The following is a 17921-nucleotide window of genomic DNA, read 5'->3' on the forward strand; positions in this document are numbered from 1 at the left end:
TTGTCGCGGTGAAAACAAGATTTGAATTATTCGCTGATTGACCAAAACGAGCAACTGGCCGCCGTGTGCCAGAAGGCCCGCCAGCATGCGGCTGTCGCGCTGGATACCGAATTTGTCCGCACCCGCACCTATTATCCGCAGCTGGGGCTGATCCAGCTGTTTGATGGCGAACAGCTGGTGCTGATCGATCCATTAACGATCAGCGACTGGACGCCGTTTATCGCTCTGCTGAGCGACACGCAGGTGACAAAATTTTTGCACGCGGGCGGCGAGGATCTCGAGGTCTTTCTACACCGTTTCGGCGTGCTGCCGCAGCCGATGATCGACACGCAAATTCTGGCGGCGTTCAGCGGTCAGCCGCTCTCATGGGGCTTTGCCGCCATGGTGGCGCATTTTACCCAGACGACGCTGGATAAGAGCGAATCGCGCACCGACTGGCTGGCGCGTCCGCTGACTCAGCGTCAGTGCGACTACGCCGCGGCGGATGTGCACTATCTGCTGCCTATCGCGCATCAGCTGATGACCATGACCAAAGAGGCGGGCAATATGGCTGCGGCGCTCAGCGAGTGCGAACAGCTCTGCCAGCGACGTCTCGACGTGCTGCAGCCGCAGGAAGCCTGGCGCGAGATCACTAACGCCTGGCAGCTGCGTCCTCGTCAGCTGGCGGCTTTGCAGCTGCTCGCCGCATGGCGTCTCAACGTGGCGCGCGAAAAAGATATGGCGGTGAATTTCGTGGTGCGCGAGGAGAATCTGTGGAAAGTGGCGCGCTTTATGCCGGGCTCGATGGGCGAGCTGGATCACCTCGGCCTGTCGGGCCATGAAATCCGCTTCCACGGCAAAGCCTTGCTGGCGCTGGTGGCTGACGCGCAGGCGCTGCCAGAAGAGGCACTGCCGCCGCCGCTGGGCAATCTGGTGGATCATCCGCACTACAAAAACGTGTTTAAAGCGATAAAAGCGCTGGTGCAGGAAGTGAGTCAGGAGACCGGCTTTAGTCAGGAGCTGCTGGCGTCACGTCGTCAAATCAATCAGGTATTAAGCCAGCACTGGGGACTTAAACCGCAAACGCGCGTGCCGGAATTGCTGGCAGGCTGGCGCGGCGATCTGTTTAAAACCCGCATCGACGCTATTCTGGCTCAGTTCTGACAGAAAACATTCCCCTGCTCTGAAGCAGGGGAACATCAGGAACTGCACACGATCATTTGGCCGCTTCTTCCGTTTCCGGTAGCGTCACGTTCAGCTCCAGAATAGAAATATCATCGCCTTTCTGGTCAAGTTGAACGGTGACCATATCGGGATCGATCTTCACGTACTTGCAAATCACTTCCAGGATGTCGCGCTTAAGCTGCGGAAGATAGTGGGGCTCACTGTCGCCCCTTCTGCGTTCTGCCACGATAATCTGCAGCCTTTCCTTGGCTATGTTGGCAGTGTTCTTCTTCCGGGATAAAAAGAAATCGAGTAATGCCATGGTTTATCCCCCGAACAGGCGTTTCAGGAAACCCTTCTTCTCTTCTTCAATAAAGCGGAAGGGACGTTCTTCGCCGAGTAACCGATCTACGGTATCAGCATAGGCTTTGCCGGCATCGGAATTCGTGTCGAGGATCACTGGTTCGCCCTGGTTAGAGGCGCGCAGCACCGACTGGTCTTCCGGAATAACGCCAACCAGTGGAATGCGCAGGATCTCAAGCACGTCTTCCATGCTCAGCATATCGCCACGATTAACGCGGCCAGGGTTATAACGGGTCAGCAACAGGTGCTCTTTAACCGGCTCGAGGCTGTTTTCGGCGCGGCGGGATTTCGAGGCGATAATACCGAGGATACGGTCGGAGTCGCGCACCGAAGAGACTTCCGGGTTGGTGGTGATAATCGCCTCGTCGGCAAAGTAGAGCGCCATCAGCGCGCCGGTTTCAATCCCCGCCGGGGAGTCGCACACGATAAAGTCAAAATCCATCGCGGCCAGATCGTTCAGCACTTTTTCCACGCCTTCGCGGGTCAGCGCATCTTTATCGCGGGTCTGGGAAGCGGGCAGAATGTGCAGCATCTCGGTGCGCTTGTCTTTAATCAACGCCTGGTTCAGCGTGGCATCGCCCTGAATAACGTTTACGAAGTCATAAACCACGCGGCGTTCGCAGCCCATGATCAGGTCGAGGTTACGCAGACCAATATCGAAATCGATAACGACCGTTTTTTTGCCTTTTTGCGCTAAACCGGTGGCGATGGCCGCGCTTGACGTGGTCTTGCCAACGCCCCCTTTACCGGATGTAACTACAATAATGCGTGCCATAAATATTGATTTCCTTAACAGAAGAAAAGGGGCCTAATTAAGTGTCTGGATAGTCAGCGCGCCTTCTGCGAGGCTCAGGCGCGCGGCTTTACCAAAAAATTCCGCCGGGATTTGATCCATGATCCAGTACTCGCCGGCGATGGAGACCAACTCTGCTGCCAGGTTGGTGCAGAAAATCTGGCTGTTGCGATCGCCGCCAGCGCCAGCCAGCGCGCGTCCTCGCATCATGCCGTAAATATGAATATTGCCGTCAGCGACCAGCTCAGCGCCGGCGCTTACGCTGTTGGTAACGATTAGATCGGCATTGCGCGCGTAAATCTGCTGTCCGGAACGCACCGGCGTCGTGATAATGCGCGTTTTGCTGGCCGGCGGTTCTGCGGGCGCGGCGGGCTGAACCTCAGGTGCGGGCGCTTCGCTACGCTTGATGCTCTCTTTGCCTTCCGCCAGAACAGGCAGGCCCGCGCGAGCGATCATGCGCTTCAGCGCGTCATCTTTGCAGCCGCTGACGCCAACGATGCGCAATCCGGTCGCGGCAATCGCCTGCTGGAGCTGCTTCCAGTTGACGTTGCCGTTGAGCGCCGCCACATTAAGTACCACCGGCGCGTTTTTTAAAAAGTCTGGCGCCTGATCGATTTTGTCCTGAAGCGCCTTGCGAATCACTTCAGGTTCGGGATGGTGCAGATGAACAACAGACAGGGTAAAACTGCTACCTTTGAATTCGATTGGCGTTTGTGACATCTGTCCCACTCAGTCCTGTTTTCTCGCCCGGCGAACAAACGTCGATAAAATCATCATTTCAGTCCATCCGGTGAATATTCGAAGTTCTGCAAGCATGTTATAGTTACTGTTATTTCCAGGCAAGCCACCATCCAGGTTTATTCGAGTAAAAAATATGTTTTGTGTGATCTACAGAAGCCCGACCCGCGACCAGACTTATCTTTATGTTGAAAAAAAGGACGATTTTTCCCGCGTGCCTGAAGAGCTGCTGCGCGGCTTCGGCAAGCCGCAGCTGGCGATGGTGCTGAAGCTGGATGGCCGCGATCGGCTGGCCAACGCAGACATCAATAAAGTTAAACAAGCGCTTAGCGAGCAAGGCTATTATTTACAAATGCCGCCGCCGGTAGAAAGTTTGCTGAAAGTTCATCTTGAGTCGGCAAAAAAAGATTAATTCAGATTCATCTGTAAATATAATCAGTGGTCCCTGCTTCTTCAGCATAATTATATATAACCTTTTCCAGCAAAAATAATGGCGCGATTACCGCGCCTTTTACTGTTCATTATTCTTTATTGCCCTCTGAGTGGCGATAAATTCACCGTTTCGGCAGCATATATTCACCCTTTTTTGACAATTTACGCACACTAATCTTTGCTAAAGCATCTTATTATGGCCGTTACGGCGGGCGAAGGATCCGCTGAACCGCAAACATCAACATGCCGGCGTCGCTGGCATCACATAAACCAGAGCAGGGGATTAGCATGTATCAGCATCGTAACTGGCAGGGCGCCTTGTTGGATTATCCGGTCAACAAAGTGGTCTGCGTCGGCAGCAACTATGCGAAACACATTAAGGAAATGGGCAGCGCTACGCCAACCGAGCCGGTGGTTTTTATTAAGCCAGAAACGGCAATTTGCGATCTGCGCCAGCCGCTCTCTATTCCATCCGCTTTTGGTGAAGTTCACCATGAAGTTGAACTCGCGGTACTGATTGGTGCCACCCTGAAACAGGCGAGCGAAGATCATGTGGCGAAAGCGATCGCCGGTTATGGCGTGGCGCTTGATCTGACGCTGCGCGATCTGCAGGCGAGTTATAAAAAGGCGGGCCAGCCGTGGGAGAAATCCAAGGGCTTCGATAACTCTTGTCCGCTTTCCGGCTTTATTCCCTCAGCGGAATTTCCGGGCGACCCGCAGGATACCGAGCTGAAGCTGGTGGTGAACGGCGAAGTGCGCCAGCACGGCAGAACGTCCGATATGATCCACAGGATCCTGCCGCTGATCGCCCATATGAGTCAGTATTTCACCCTGCGCGCCGGCGACGTAGTGCTGACCGGAACGCCGGAAGGGGTCGGCCCACTACGCTCCGGCGATACGCTGGAAGTGTCGCTGGCTGGACACGGCATCAGCACGCGCGTGCTGTAATGCTTGCAACGCCGCGCCTGACCCGATATAAGGTGCGGTTTTGTGATTAACCCGGACGCAGCCATCATGAGTGAACTTCCTTTCTGGCAGACTAAACGCCTCGATCAAATGAACGACGACGAGTGGGAATCCTTGTGCGATGGTTGCGGCCAGTGCTGCCTTAATAAGCTGCAGGACGCCGACACGGATGAGATCTATTTTACCAACGTCGCCTGCAACCAGCTCAATATCAAAACCTGCCAGTGCCGCAACTATGAGCGCCGCTTCGAATATGAAGAGGACTGCATCAAGCTGACGCGTGAAAATCTGACGCAGTTTAACTGGCTGCCGCGCACCTGCGCCTATCGTCTGCTGGGCGAGGGCAAAGCGCTGCCGGCATGGCATCCGCTGCTGAGCGGTTCAAAGTCAGCGATGCACGCGCAGCGCATTTCGGTACGCTATATCGCGGTGCGGGAAAGCGAAGTGCGCGACTGGGAAGACCATATTATCGATCGACCCGACCGCAACGGTTAACAGATAAACAGGCTGCCCAGGCAGCCTGTTCTGTTTTAGCGGGAGAAGATGTCGCGGCGTTTTGGCTTGAACGGCTGGGCGATCAGCACTGCGATCGCCACAATCAGGTAGGCGGCGAAAACCACTATCATCCACTGCGGCATGCTCAGCGTCAGAAAATCCCAGTTGCGTTCGGCGCAATCTCCGCTGGCGACAAACACAGAGGGCAGCCACTTGTCCAGCGGCAGCCAGCCGGGAAAACGTGCGGCAAAGTCGCAGGTCGTAAACGGATTGGGATGCAGCTGCAGCATCGTGTGGTCATATGAAAGCCGCAGTCCTTCGCAGGCGCTGTAGATCCAGATAGCCAGTCCAGCCCAGCGCAGCGGCGATTTAGGCGCGATGGCGCCGACGATGCCCGCACCCATGACGCCAAACAGCGCGCAGCGTTCATAAATACACATCACGCACGGCTTCAGGCCCATAACATGCTGGAACCATAATGCTGTTAGCTCCAGCGCCAGCGCCGTTATCGCCAGCAGTAACCAGGCGGCGCGGCCGCGCGAACATTGATTCAGATATCGCAACATCTTGCTTTCCCTGTAAACGGTAATGCCACGCAGTGTAAACCAAAAGCGCGGCGGTGCCAGCCCGGCATCAAGGTAAAATCGTGCTCAATTCCGACTTAACCTGATCCAGGGCAGAATTTACATCGATGGCGCGGCGAGCCAGCCCCAGTGCAGCAGCATTTCCGTGAAGGGTATCAGTAACCAGTGGATGCAAAAATAGCCTGTCAGCGACATCACGACGGTGAAGGGCAGCGCCATCCACACCATACGCCCATAAGAGAGGCGTATCAGCGGCGCCAGCGCTGAAGTGAGCAGGAAAAGAAACGCCGCCTGGCCATTTGGCGTCGCGACCGATGGCAGATTGGTGCCGGTATTGGTGGCGACGGCCAGCAACTGGTACTGCTGCAGATCGATTGCCCCCTGGCTGAAAGCCTGTTTCGCCTCGTTGATAAATACCGATCCGACAAAAACGTTGTCTGATATCGACGAGAGAAGTCCATTGAAGATGTAATACCAGCTGAGCTGCGCGTGCGGATCAGACTGCAGGACAAAGGTGATAAGTGGGCTAAAGAGCTGCTGCTCGACGATGACGGCAACGATGGCGAAAAACACCGTCAGCAGAGCGGTAAAGGGCAGCGCTTCGGTAAAGGCCTGGCCGATAGTATGTTCATCCGTTACGCCACACAGCGACGTGGCGAGCACGATCACCGACAGCCCAATCAGGCCGACCTCCGCCAGATGCAGCGCCAGCGCGACGATGAGCCAGCAACCGATAGCCGCCTGAATCCACAGCTTCAGCCGATCCTGGCGCGTACGCTGCGTCGCCGCCTCAAGTTCGCTCTGCAGCAGAATGGTACGCACCTCATCCGGCAGCGTGGCGCCGTAGCCGAACAGGCGACAGCGCTCTACCAGCACGCTGGTGAGTATGCCGCACAGCAGCACCGGCACCGTTACTGGCGCCATGCGCAGGAAGAAGCGGACAAAATCCCAGCCTGCCGCATGGGCGATAATCAGGTTTTGCGGCTCGCCCACCATGGTCATTACCCCGCCCAGCGCGGTCCCGACGCCCGCCTGCATCATCAGGCTGCGCAGAAATGCACGGAACTGCTCCAGCGTGGCGCGCTGTTCATGCTCCTCTGCGGCGTAATCGGGGTCAGAAGAGACGCGGTGGTAGATCTGATAAAAGCCGACGGCGACGCTGATGACGACGGCGACCACGGTCAGGGCATCAAGAAATGCTGAGAGAAAGGCGGCCGCCAGGCAGAAGGTCAGACTGAGCAGTACCTTCGACCGCAGCGACAGCAGCAGCCGTGTAAACATGAACAGCAGCAGCTGCTTCATAAAAAAGATGCCGGCCACCATAAAGATCAGCAGCAGCAACACCTCCAGATTACCCGCCAGCTGCTGTTTAACCTGTTCAGCGCTGGCCATGCCGATGGCGATCGCTTCCAGCGTCAGCAGACCACCGGGCAGTAACGGGTGACATTTCAGCGCCATGCCGAGCGTGAAGATAAACTCGGCAATCAGCAGCCAGCCGGCGAGAAACGGGCTGACCAGGAAGAAGAGCAGCGGATTGATAACCAAAAACGTCAGCAGCAGCGTTTTGTACCAGTTGGGCGACTGCCCGAGAAAGTTGCGGTGCAGCGCCTGGCCCCAGGTGATTTCCATGGCAAAGGTCCTGTGCGGGAAGAAGAGAATGAGCAAAGGGTAATAAGCGAAACAGCGAGGCGCAATCTCGTCTTGCAGGATTGCGTACGGCTGCCGGTTTTTGCACCAGCGCGCGCTTTTAATCCTTGTGCGGTCTATAACACACCCAGGGCGTCTGGTATGATGAGTGCCATATCGACAAAGAAAGCAACGAGAAAACATCGCTATGGTCATTAAGGCGCAGAGCCCTGCGGGATTTGCTGAAGAGTATATTATTGAAAGCATCTGGAACAGCCGCTTTCCTCCTGGATCAATCCTTCCCGCTGAACGTGAGCTTTCTGAACTTATCGGCGTAACCCGCACCACGCTGCGTGAAGTTCTGCAGCGCCTGGCGCGAGACGGCTGGCTGACGATTCAGCACGGTAAACCCACCCGCGTCAATGACTTCTGGGAAACCTCCGGGCTGAATATTCTTGAAACGCTGGCGCGTCTCGACCATGACAGCGTGCCGGTGCTGATCGACAACCTGCTGTCGGTGCGCACCAATATCGCCTCTATCTTTATCAGCCGCGCGCTACGTCATCATCCCGATAAAGCCCGCGCGGTGCTGGAGAGCGTCGCCGGTATCGATGATCAGGCCGATGCCTATACCGAACTCGACTACCGCGTGTTCCGCGGTCTGGCTTTCGCTTCTGGCAACCCGATTTACGGACTGATCCTGAATGGTCTGAAGGGGCTCTATACCCGCGTAGGGCGTCACTATTTTTCGAATCCTGAAGCGCGTGAGCTGGCGCGCAATTTCTACTCACGGCTTGAAGCGCTGTGCGTGAAAGAACCGTCGCAGGATCAAATTGTCGATGCGGTGCGCGAATACGGTCGTCGGAGCGGCGAAATCTGGCACAGTATGCAGAAAAGCATGCCGGATGACCTGGGCAGCAAACGCTAAAAAAGAAAACCGGACGCCGTCCGGTTTTTTTTCAGCCCGCATTCATGCTCACGGAGTGGGTAGCCTCAACAGAAGAGCAAAGCGTCCCGCGGCAGGGATGCCGCGGGCCGAGCGTGCAGGGATGCCTTGAGCGACTTTGCGATCTGTTGAGGCTACTCGCGACAGCGCCTGTTTTATCGCTATAAAAAAACCGGACAGCGTCCGGTTTTTCCTCTTGCGAAGACCTTAAAGTGCGTTGCCGCGCGTCGGACAGCGATCCAGCAGTTCAACGCTGCCATCTTCGTTCTGCTGTTCGAGGATCACATCAAATCCCCACAGCCGGTGCACATGCTTCATCACTTCGCGGCGGCTCTTGTCGAGCGGCGTGCGGCTTTGCGGCACGTAACGCAGCGTCAGCGAGCGGTCGCCACGCAGGTCGACGTTATAGACCTGAATATTCGGCTCCAGATTGCTCAGGTTATACTGCGCGGAGAGCTGCTGGCGGATCGCGCGATAGCCCGCCTCATCATGGATGGCGGCGATCTCCAGATAGTTATTGCGATCGTCGTCCAGCACCGTAAAGAGGCGGAAATCACGCATCACCTTCGGCGACAGGAACTGGCTGATAAAGCTCTCGTCTTTGAATTCGCGCATTGCAAAATGCAGCGTTTCCAGCCAGTCGGAACCGGCGATATCGGGGAACCAGTAGCGATCTTCTTCTGTCGGCGACTGGCAGATGCGCTTGATATCCTGGAACATCGCGAAGCCCAGCGCGTAAGGGTTAATGCCGTTATACCAGGGACTGTTATAGGGCGGCTGAAACACCACGTTGGTGTGGCTGTGCAGGAACTCGATCATAAAGCGCTCCGACACTTTACCCTCATCATAAAGATGATTGAGGATAGTGTAGTGCCAGAAGGTCGCCCAGCCTTCGTTCATCACCTGCGTCTGTTTTTGCGGATAGAAATACTGACTCACCTTACGCACAATGCGCAGGATCTCGCGCTGCCACGGCTCCAGCAGCGGCGCGTTCTTCTCCATAAAATAGAGCAGGTTCTCCTGCGGCTCCGACGGGTAGCGCGCCGCCTCGACGTGCACCGCCTCTTTCTCGCGGCGCGGCAGCGTGCGCCACAGCGTATTCACCTGGCTTTGCAGATACTCTTCGCGACTCTTCTGCCGTGCTTTCTCTTCCTGTAAGGAGATTTTCTGCGGGCGCTTATAGCGATCGACGCCGTAATTCATCAGCGCATGGCAGGAGTCCAGCAGACGCTCGACCTCTTCGACGCCGAAGCGCTCTTCGCATTCAGAGATATATTTTTTCGCAAACAGCAGGTAATCGACGATGGAGCTGGCATCTGTCCAGCTGCGGAACAGATAGTTATTCTTGAAAAAAGAGTTGTGGCCGTAGCAGGCATGCGCCATCACCAGCGCCTGCATGGTCATGGTGTTCTCTTCCATCAGATAGGCGATGCAGGGATTGGAGTTAATAACGATCTCATACGCCAGCCCTTGCTGTCCGTGCTTATAGCGCTGCTCGGTTTCAATAAACTTTTTACCGAACGACCAGTGAGCGTAGTTAATGGGCATACCCACGCTGGAGTAGGCGTCCATCATCTGCTCAGAGGTAATCACTTCAATCTGGTGGGGATAGGTATCGAGTCGGTAGAGTTTGGCTACGCGGTCAATTTCCGCAAGGTAGACATCGAGCAAATCAAATGTCCAGTCCGGTCCATCGCTGAGTCGTTTGCTGTCCTTAATCGGATCGTCAAAGATTGTCGTCATAGCGCACCTCTGTTTTGCAAACAGGCTTGCCCGATGCGAGCAGCCGGTTCCGGTAATTTCAAGGCTCGTCCCTAAGAAAGAGAACCCCAAAAACGGAGTGAACACTTCAATGATAGCCCACTGTTACCTATCTGATGGCGGAACTCAATCGAATTATTCGGCAGAAAATCATCTGAAAATAAGCGGAAAAGCATTTGATGAGCTGATGTCATCCCGAAAGGCGTAAAGTCGGGATAAAATGCTGTTTATAAGTGGATTGTATGGCGTCAACTTATTCTCCTGAAATAAGTGATTATTGCCGGGTACGCTATTATTAACTGCTAAGAACCGTTAAAAAAACGCATAAGTTACTGATTTTCACCCAGCCATAAGATTTTAGTGTTCGAAAAAGTGAAAAACATGTGAAATAAGTTAATGAGGTGAGGGCTTCTGTCGGCAGTTGGTAATGTGCTGATATTGCCCTGTAGTCTAGTGAATTATGCTTTTGAATTTGCCGGTGGGGGCGATATGCACGTAGTGATTTTAGGTAGTGGTGTGGTTGGCGTGGCGAGCGCCTGGTATCTGGCGCGCGCGGGACATCAGGTAACGGTGCTGGACCGCCAGCCCGATGCCGCGCTGGAGACCAGCGCGGGCAATGCGGGGCAGATATCACCCGGCTATGCGGCGCCCTGGGCCGCGCCGGGCGTGCCGCTCAAGGCCGTTAAATGGATGTTCCAGCGCCACGCGCCGCTGGCGATCCGCCTTGACGGCAGCAGCTTCCAGCTGCAATGGATGTGGAACATGCTGCGCAACTGCGATATGCAGCACTATCAGCAGAACAAAAGCCGGATGGTACGTATCGCCGAATACAGCCGCGACTGTCTGAAGGCGCTGCGCGAAGAGACCGGCATCGCCTATGAAGGACGTCAGGGCGGTACGCTGCAGCTGTTCCGCACGCAGCAGCAGTTCGACAGCGCCAGCAAAGATATCGAGGTGCTGCGCGAGGCGGGCGTGCCTTACGAACTGCTCCATGCGCATGAGCTGGCGCGCGTTGAGCCGGCGCTGGCGACCACGCAGCATAAGCTCACCGGCGGCTTGCGTCTGCCTAACGATGAAACTGGCGACTGCCAGCTCTTTACCCAAAAGCTGGCGAAAATGGCGCAGGAGGCAGGCGTCGTGTTCCGCTTCAATACGCCAGTAGATCAGCTGCTGCGCGAAGGTAATCGCATCTACGGCGTTAAGTGCGGCGATGAGATCGTTAAAGGCGACAGCTATGTGGTGGCCTTTGGTTCTTACTCCACCGCGCTGCTGAAGCATATTCTTGATATCCCGGTTTACCCGCTTAAAGGCTACTCCCTGACAATTCCGGTAAAAAACCCGGAAGCCGCGCCAGTTTCCACTATCCTGGATGAAACCTATAAGGTGGCGGTCACCCGTTTTGACAACCGTATTCGCGTCGGCGGCATGGCGGAAATCGTTGGTTTTAACAACAAACTCTTGCCTGCGCGTCGGGAAACGCTGGAGATGGTGGTCCGGGATCTTTATCCTGAGGGCGGTCATATTGAACAGGCCAGCTTCTGGAGCGGCCTGCGTCCTATGACGCCAGACGGAACGCCGATCGTCGGCCCGACGCCGCTCAGCAATCTCTACCTGAATACCGGACACGGCACGCTCGGCTGGACCATGGCTTGCGGATCCGGTCAGCTGCTGGCCGATGTGATCAGCGGTAAAACCCCGGCGATCGCTGCCGACGATCTGTCGGTGTTCCGCTATCTGCCTGGTTTTACACCGTCATCTTCACCATTACGCAACGCGAACGCCACGCGTTAACATTCAGGGAGAGGGAGTATGTCACGTCCAGTTTTCGCCACCGTAGATCAGCAGGCGCTGCGCCATAATCTGGCGATTGTGCGCCAGGCGGCGCCCGGCGCGCGCGTCTGGTCGGTAGTGAAGGCCAATGCTTACGGCCATGGCCTGGCCCGCGTATGGGAGAGCCTGGCGCAGACCGATGGCTTCGCGTTGCTGAATATGGAAGAGGCGATACTGCTGCGCGACAGCGGCTGGCGTAAACCGATCCTGCTGCTGGAGGGCTTTTTCCATGCTGAGGATCTGGAGCTGATCGATCGCTATCGCCTGACGACCAGCGTGCACAGCAACTGGCAGATCAAGGCGCTGGCGGAAGCGCAGCTCTCCGCGCCGGTAGACATCTATCTCAAGGTCAACAGCGGCATGAATCGCCTCGGCTTCCGGCCGGAGCAGGCGCAGGCTGCTTATAAAAAGCTGCGCGCGCTGCCAGGCGTAGGCGATATCATGCTGATGGCGCATTTTGCCGATGCGGAAAACCCGGATGGGCTGATTGAGCCGCTGCAGCGTATCGAACGCGCCGCCGAAGGGCTGGATATCCCTCGTTCGCTCTCCAATTCCGCCTGCACCCTGTGGCATCCGGAAGCGCATTACGACTGGGTGCGCCCCGGCATTATTCTCTACGGCGCATCGCCCAGCGGCGACTGGCAGGATATCGCCAGCACCGGACTGAAACCGGTCATGACGCTGAATAGCGAAATTATCGGGCTCCAGCAGCTGAGTCGTGGGGATGGCGTCGGCTACGGCTATCGCTATCACGCGCAGCAGGAGCAGCGTATCGGTGTGGTCGCCTGCGGCTATGCCGACGGCTATCCACGCCATGCGCCCAACGGCACGCCGGTATCCGTCGATGGCGTGATGACGCAGGTGATTGGCGCCGTCTCGATGGATATGATCACCGTCGACTTAACGCCTTGCCCTCAGGCAGGCATCGGTTCGAAGGTTGAGCTGTGGGGTGAACAGGTGAAGATCGATCAGGTAGCGAAAGCGGCCGGCACGGTAGGCTATGAGCTGATGTGCGCCCTTACGCCGCGCGTGCCGGTTAAGGTTATTTAAGCGCGGTCAGCGAACCGTGCATCTTCTTGCTGCAGCGCCAGGCGATTAACGCCAGCGCTGCGCCCGCCAGCATCATCAGCGCCAGCGCGCTCTTTTCTGCCACGGGCAGCATCACAATCAAGAGGCTGCCCGCCGCGCCGCCTGCCATCTGAATAAAACCCTGCAGCGCCGCTGCCACGCCAGCCTGCTGCTGGTAAGGCTCCAGCGCATAGCTGGTGGCTGGCCCGACGGTGAACGCCAGCCCTGCGACCGAAATGGCGACCGGCAGCATATAGAGCGCCCAGTGAGTCTGCACGCTTTCCGGCAGCAGATGCATGCCAGCAAACAGCAGCAGCGCGCCCGCCAGCATAGTGACGAAGCCCATCGCCAGACAGAACGGCCGTCCCGCTTTGCGGATGGTTTTATTGACGAAGGCGCTCACCAGCATGATCCAGAAACCATTAGCACCAAAGGCGAACGAGAACTGAATCGGCGTCAGGCCGCCTTCTGTCATCAGCACATGCGGCGCTAGCGAAACATAGGTCAGCACCATGCCGAGTGCGCCGGCATTCGCGAAGGCGAAGGCGAGAAAGCGCGGCTGACGCAGGATAGCGCCATACTGCGCCAGCGGCAGCCCTTTTACCCGCAGCGTATTGGCGGGCCGCGTTTCCGGCAGCCAGAGCAGCACTATAAGCGCGATAAGCAGGCCGTAAGCGCACAGGAACCAGAAGGGCGCGCGCCAGCCGAAGGCGCTGGCGAGCAGGCCGCCCAGCAGCGGCGCCAGAGCGGGCACAATATTCAGCGCGCCGTTGAGAAAGCCGTAAGCGCGCGCCGCTTCGTCGCCGCTCAGGCGATCGCGCACGCCGCTAAAAGCCACGACGGCGCTGCAGCACACCGCGCAACCCTGAATCAGCCGCGCAGAGAGAAACATCGGCCAGTTGCTGGCGGTCGCCGCAACGATACTGCCCGCCACATAGAGTGCCAGGCCCGCTAAGGCAATGGGTTTGCGTCCGTAGTTATCGACCAGCGGACCGGTAACCAGCTGCCCTAAACCCATCACCAGCAGAAAGATCGGAATGGTGGTCTGCACCAGGCTGACCGGCGTATTCAGGCCGATCGCGATATCGGGCAGGGTAGGGAGATAGAGATCGATGCCCAGCGGCGCCAGCAGCACCAGGCTCAACAGCATCAGGGTAAATTTTTGCATAAAAACCAGAAGGTAAACGCTCTGTTAAAACAAGCGGGAAGGGTAATGAGTTGGGGGCGAAAAGAAAAGCGAAAAATGCGATGCCCGCCGTAAAGCGGGCATCCGGACGAACTTAGTACGCGCCGTCGCGGCGCAGCACCACACCTGCGGTTTTAAACAGAATAGCAATATCGGTCCACAGCGCCCAGTTCTTCACATACCAGGAGTCGAAGTAGACGCGGGTATCGTAGTCGATATCGTTACGTCCGCTGACCTGCCACAGGCCGGTCATGCCTGGTTTCGCCATCAGATAGTAATCGACATCGCCCGCATAGCGCTCCAGCTCCGCCTCAATAACCGGACGCGGCCCGACAAGGCTCATCTCGCCGCGGATTACGTTCCACAGCTGCGGCAGCTCATCGAGACTGGTTTTGCGCAGGAAGCCGCCGATTTTGGTGATGCGCGGATCCTTTTTCAGCTTAAAGTCTTTGTCCCATTCGGCGCGCGCCTCTGCGCTGGTGGCCAGCAGCTGCTCCAGCACCTCTTTCGAGTTGGTCACCATGGAGCGGAATTTCAGACATTTAAACTTCACGCCGTTCTGACCAATACGCTCGTGACCGTAGATAGCGTTGCCGCCGTCGCGTTTCACCATATAGCAGAGCAGACCGAAGACGGGTGCCAGGAACAGCAGCAGCAGCGAGGCGACCACAATGTCGAAACAGCGCTTCAGGAAGCGGGAAGAGCGCTTGGCGAGGCTGTTGCTGACGCGCAGGATCATCACTTCATGGCTGAAGATAAACGACATGTCGGTGCCGTAGAGCGGTACGCCGCGCAGGGTAGGGATCACGGAAATCGATCGGCAGTTCATCTTCGACAGGAACTTCAGCCAGGTATCGCGTACGACCTGCTGCTCAAATTCAGTGGCAACGATAAACTGCACGTTGTCGCGGTCAATGGTCTGCCAGTTAATATCCTGCTGTTTAATAACTGGCACGCCGTTAACAGACGGCGGCGTATTTTCTTCGTCGGTGCTGATAAACGCCTGCACGTTATAGCCAAGGATCTCTTCGCTCTGCAGTGCAGCGTAGGCTTCCATAGCGTTTTTACCCGAACCGATGATGATAGTCTCTTTCTGCCACTGGCCGGCGCGGTTAATGGCGCGCTTAACGCCTGCACGCATCAACGGCAGCAGCAGCAGCGCGTAGGTCCAGCTAAACAGCCACACCATGCGCGAGAAATCCCACTTGGAAAAGGCGATCAGCGCCAGATCCAGCAGCGAAAAGACGAACAGCGTTTTAACCACTTCCTTCAGTTCAAACCAGAAAGGCTTGCGATAGGTGTAGTGACGCATGCGCATCCAGAAATAAGCGGTGCACAAAACAGAAAGCGCAAACTGCGCAATAAAACGATATTCAATTTGATGGGGCGGAATAAACCCATCCAGATCGCCCCAGATCCCCTGAATAGTCGCAGCGGATAAAAACAGCGACAGATTAAGGGCAATCAGATCGGAAAAGCTTAACGCAAGCTTTGCGATGATATTTTTTCGCGTTCCGCTCCATGAGCGGCTCGCATCATTCATTACCAGTGTACTTGCCATAACACCTGCTCTCTTTTTTCTTAAGTAAAAGATGGCCTGACCAGAATCAAGTACGCGCTCAGGAGTGGACAACTGAAAAAGCAGAACAATCGTTTTCAGTTCATTACAGTCGTTAGAGCCATACAGGCTGCAGTGAAAAGATAATTAAATTACGTGATTGTTATCACGAAAAGCTGCAGCAGCGATTAAGAGTATGCAGGAGATATTTGACAGAGTTAATACGGAACAAATCCGAAAAAACTATTTTTGCCTAAAGTTTTATATTGGTAAGTATTTGAAATAGCTGCTTAAAATGACGTGGGAGCTGAAAATAACCAAATACTCCAGACTGCTTTTTCAGAATTACCGCCAGGAATGGTCGCTGGCGGCGAAAAGTTAACTCAGGCAGGTTTTTTTAATACCCACTGGTCTTGCTGTTTATCGTAATGCCCAATTTGCAGATCCACCGGTTCGCCATCAATCCATGCGGGTACGCTGGTATCGTGGTCCCAGCCGTCGAGCTGATAACTCAGATCGGGATTGGTTTGACAGGGGATGCTGACGGTCTGCAGATTATCGCTGTCGAGTTCGGCATCAATTATCTCATAACGACCAATTTTAACGACGTGTCCCATAACTTTCTCCCGTTCGCTGGGCCAAATAATGAGCATAGCCGTTTCCGCTGGAATATCGAGTCGTAGCGTCTCGGATTATTCTCGCTCTTCAGCGACGCGCACGCCGATTTTAACGATGCGGTTATCTTCTTTTTCCGCCACTGTCCAGGTAAGGTGATTCCACTCCACATGGTCACCAACTACCGGCGTTCCGCCAAGCATGCTCATTATCAGCTGACCGAGCGACTGCTGATCGTTAGTATCTTCTCCCAGCTCCAGCCCATAAATCTGTGCGACATCGCGCAGGCGCGCTTCAGCATCAAGAATAAAGTCGCCGAAGAAGCGCTGATCCAGCGAGACAGGCGGCGACTGGCTGAACATTTTACCCAGCGCGGGGAGATCGCGTTCGCGACCAATCACACAGATGACATCGCCCTCTTTCAGACGCGTATTACTGTTAGGGTGCATCAGCGCATTATCACGGAACAGCGCGGCGATACGGGTTTCGCGCGGCATCTGCAAATCGCGCAGCGCCGCGCCAACGCACCATTTGTCGGCGCTGAGCTGATAGACGAACTGCTCCCAGGGATTTTCCGGATGGATATCCAGCCCGACGCGGCTGATGGGCGACGCCGTTGGCGGCACCACGACGCGCGCCTTTTTCGCCGCAAAGCCAAGCGACGTCCCTTGCAGCATCAGCGACACCAGCACCACAAAGAAGGCGATATTAAAGTAGAGCGAAGCGTTTTCCAGGCCAGCCATCATAGGAAAGACCGCAAGGATAATCGGCACCGCGCCGCGCAGGCCGACCCAGCTAATAAAAATGCGCTCACGCCCGGTAAAGCCGCGGAACGGCAGCAGGCCCACCAGAATCGACAGGGGGCGCGCCACCAGGATCAGCCACAGCGACAGAATCATCGCGGGTACCGCGATGTGCCACAAATCAGAGGGGGTCACCAGCAGGCCCAGCACGATAAACATGCCGATCTGACTGAGCCAGGCCATGCCGTCGAAGGTCTGCAAAATACCGTGGCGGTTACGAATCGGTCTGTTGCCGAGCAGAAAGCCGCAGAGATAAACCGCCAGAATGCCGCTACCTTCCAGCATTGTGGTCAGCGCGAACACCAGAATACCGCCGCTCAGCGCCAGCAGCGGATAGAGCCCGGGAGCCAGACTGATGCGGTTAATAAGCTGCTGCAGCGCCCAGCCGCCACCCAGCCCCAGCACGATGCCCAGACCGAACTGCTGCACCAGATGCACCAGAAACATCCAGTCGAGTCCGGTTTCCCCTTTCTGGATCATCTCAATCAGGGTAATGGTCAGGAATACCGCCATAGGATCGTTACTGCCCGATTCAATCTCCAGCGTAGAGCTGACGCGTTCGTTCAGGCCTTTGTCGCCCAGCAGCGAGAAAACCGCCGCAGCGTCGGTAGAACCGATGATCGCGCCGATAAGAAAACCCTGCATTAAATCGAGACGGAACAGCCAGGCGGCGGCCAGTCCGGTCAGGCCGGCGGTAATCATTACGCCGACCGTCGCCAGCGAGAGCGCCGGACCCAGGGCAACCTTGAAAGAGCTGGCTTTGGTGCGCATACCGCCGTCAAGCAGGATCACGGCCAGCGCCAGGTTAGAAATCAGATAGGCGGCGGGGTAGTTGTCAAAGGCGATGCCGCCGATACCGTCGACGCCTGTCAGCATGCCTAAAGCCAGAAAGATCACCAGGATCGGAATGCCGAGTCGTGAAGAGAAAGAACTGAGTAAGATGCTCGACGCAACCAGCACAGAACCGATGATAAAAAGGCTATAGACAATGTTGTGGTTCAATGTGGTCTCCTG

The 17921-nt window shown here is 56.1% G+C and carries 17 protein-coding genes; 7 read left to right on the forward strand and 10 right to left on the reverse strand.

Annotation, left to right across the window (positions count from 1 at the left end):
• The first annotated feature begins 21 nt into the window (after positions 1-21).
• Positions 22-1143 (forward strand): ribonuclease D, encoded by a 1122-nt coding sequence (gene rnd / locus D7S44_RS08705; protein WP_120453935.1) that lies wholly within the window; start codon positions 22-24, stop codon positions 1141-1143.
• 52 nt (positions 1144-1195) lie between these two features.
• On the opposite strand, the gene minE is transcribed toward rnd, so the two are convergent.
• From minE to minC, 3 genes are read right to left on the reverse strand one after another with little or no spacing between them, the layout of a single operon-like run.
• Positions 1196-1465 (reverse strand): cell division topological specificity factor MinE, encoded by a 270-nt coding sequence (gene minE / locus D7S44_RS08710; RefSeq protein ID WP_033746630.1) that lies wholly within the window; start codon positions 1463-1465, stop codon positions 1196-1198.
• 3 nt (positions 1466-1468) lie between these two features.
• Complete coding sequence (gene minD, locus D7S44_RS08715) at positions 1469-2281, reverse strand: septum site-determining protein MinD (protein ID WP_120453937.1); 813 nt, start codon at positions 2279-2281, stop codon at positions 1469-1471.
• A gap of 33 nt (positions 2282-2314) precedes the next feature.
• Entirely contained in the window at positions 2315-3019 is a 705-nt protein-coding gene (minC, locus tag D7S44_RS08720) for a septum site-determining protein MinC (RefSeq protein ID WP_120453939.1), read from the reverse strand.
• Between the two features lie 154 nt (positions 3020-3173).
• On the opposite strand from minC, the gene D7S44_RS08725 reads away from it, so the two are divergent.
• From D7S44_RS08725 to D7S44_RS08735, 3 genes are all read left to right on the forward strand, one after another.
• A complete protein-coding gene (locus tag D7S44_RS08725; RefSeq protein WP_120453940.1) occupies positions 3174-3449 on the forward strand; it encodes a YcgL domain-containing protein in 276 nt (91 codons plus the stop codon).
• A gap of 308 nt (positions 3450-3757) precedes the next feature.
• On the forward strand, positions 3758-4417 hold the full coding sequence (locus tag D7S44_RS08730; RefSeq protein WP_120453942.1) for a fumarylacetoacetate hydrolase family protein: 660 nt from the start codon (positions 3758-3760) through the stop codon (positions 4415-4417).
• Positions 4418-4483: 66 nt separating this feature from the next.
• Entirely contained in the window at positions 4484-4930 is a 447-nt protein-coding gene (locus D7S44_RS08735; protein ID WP_120454224.1) for a cysteine cluster protein YcgN, read from the forward strand.
• Between the two features lie 35 nt (positions 4931-4965).
• Here the strand turns inward: D7S44_RS08735 and dsbB are convergent, their stop codons facing one another.
• Positions 4966-5496: a disulfide bond formation protein DsbB gene (dsbB, locus tag D7S44_RS08740; protein WP_120453944.1), complete on the reverse strand. Its 531-nt coding sequence runs from the start codon at positions 5494-5496 to the stop codon at positions 4966-4968.
• A gap of 117 nt (positions 5497-5613) precedes the next feature.
• Positions 5614-7143 (reverse strand): sodium/proton antiporter NhaB, encoded by a 1530-nt coding sequence (gene nhaB / locus D7S44_RS08745; RefSeq protein ID WP_120453946.1) that lies wholly within the window; start codon positions 7141-7143, stop codon positions 5614-5616.
• A gap of 205 nt (positions 7144-7348) precedes the next feature.
• Between nhaB and fadR the strand changes: the two genes are divergently transcribed.
• A complete protein-coding gene (fadR, locus tag D7S44_RS08750) occupies positions 7349-8068 on the forward strand; it encodes a fatty acid metabolism transcriptional regulator FadR (protein WP_120453948.1) in 720 nt (239 codons plus the stop codon).
• Positions 8069-8293: 225 nt separating this feature from the next.
• Here fadR and D7S44_RS08755 read toward each other — a convergent pair whose 3' ends face one another.
• The gene (locus D7S44_RS08755) at positions 8294-9829 is read right to left on the reverse strand and encodes a SpoVR family protein (RefSeq protein ID WP_120453950.1); all 1536 of its coding nucleotides are present in this window, start codon (positions 9827-9829) and stop codon (positions 8294-8296) included.
• 507 nt (positions 9830-10336) lie between these two features.
• Here D7S44_RS08755 and D7S44_RS08760 point away from each other — a divergent pair.
• Together D7S44_RS08760 and dadX are read left to right on the forward strand one after the other, a co-directional pair.
• Positions 10337-11638: a D-amino acid dehydrogenase gene (locus tag D7S44_RS08760; protein WP_120453952.1), complete on the forward strand. Its 1302-nt coding sequence runs from the start codon at positions 10337-10339 to the stop codon at positions 11636-11638.
• 18 nt (positions 11639-11656) lie between these two features.
• Complete coding sequence (dadX, locus tag D7S44_RS08765) at positions 11657-12727, forward strand: catabolic alanine racemase DadX (RefSeq protein ID WP_120453954.1); 1071 nt, start codon at positions 11657-11659, stop codon at positions 12725-12727.
• Here dadX and D7S44_RS08770 read toward each other — a convergent pair.
• The 4 genes from D7S44_RS08770 to D7S44_RS08785 form a co-directional block, all read right to left on the reverse strand.
• On the reverse strand, positions 12720-13913 hold the full coding sequence (locus D7S44_RS08770) for a multidrug effflux MFS transporter (protein ID WP_120453956.1): 1194 nt from the start codon (positions 13911-13913) through the stop codon (positions 12720-12722). The genes dadX and D7S44_RS08770 overlap by 8 nt on opposite strands.
• Before the next feature lie 112 nt (positions 13914-14025).
• Complete coding sequence (wbaP, locus tag D7S44_RS08775; RefSeq protein WP_120453958.1) at positions 14026-15492, reverse strand: undecaprenyl-phosphate galactose phosphotransferase WbaP; 1467 nt, start codon at positions 15490-15492, stop codon at positions 14026-14028.
• Between the two features lie 380 nt (positions 15493-15872).
• Positions 15873-16106: a DUF1480 family protein gene (locus D7S44_RS08780; protein ID WP_048784520.1), complete on the reverse strand. Its 234-nt coding sequence runs from the start codon at positions 16104-16106 to the stop codon at positions 15873-15875.
• 75 nt (positions 16107-16181) lie between these two features.
• A complete protein-coding gene (locus tag D7S44_RS08785; protein ID WP_120453960.1) occupies positions 16182-17909 on the reverse strand; it encodes a potassium/proton antiporter in 1728 nt (575 codons plus the stop codon).
• Between the last annotated feature and the right edge of the window lie 12 nt (positions 17910-17921).

The organism is Pantoea piersonii, assembly GCF_003612015.1.
GTDB lineage: Bacteria > Pseudomonadota > Gammaproteobacteria > Enterobacterales > Enterobacteriaceae > Pantoea > Pantoea piersonii.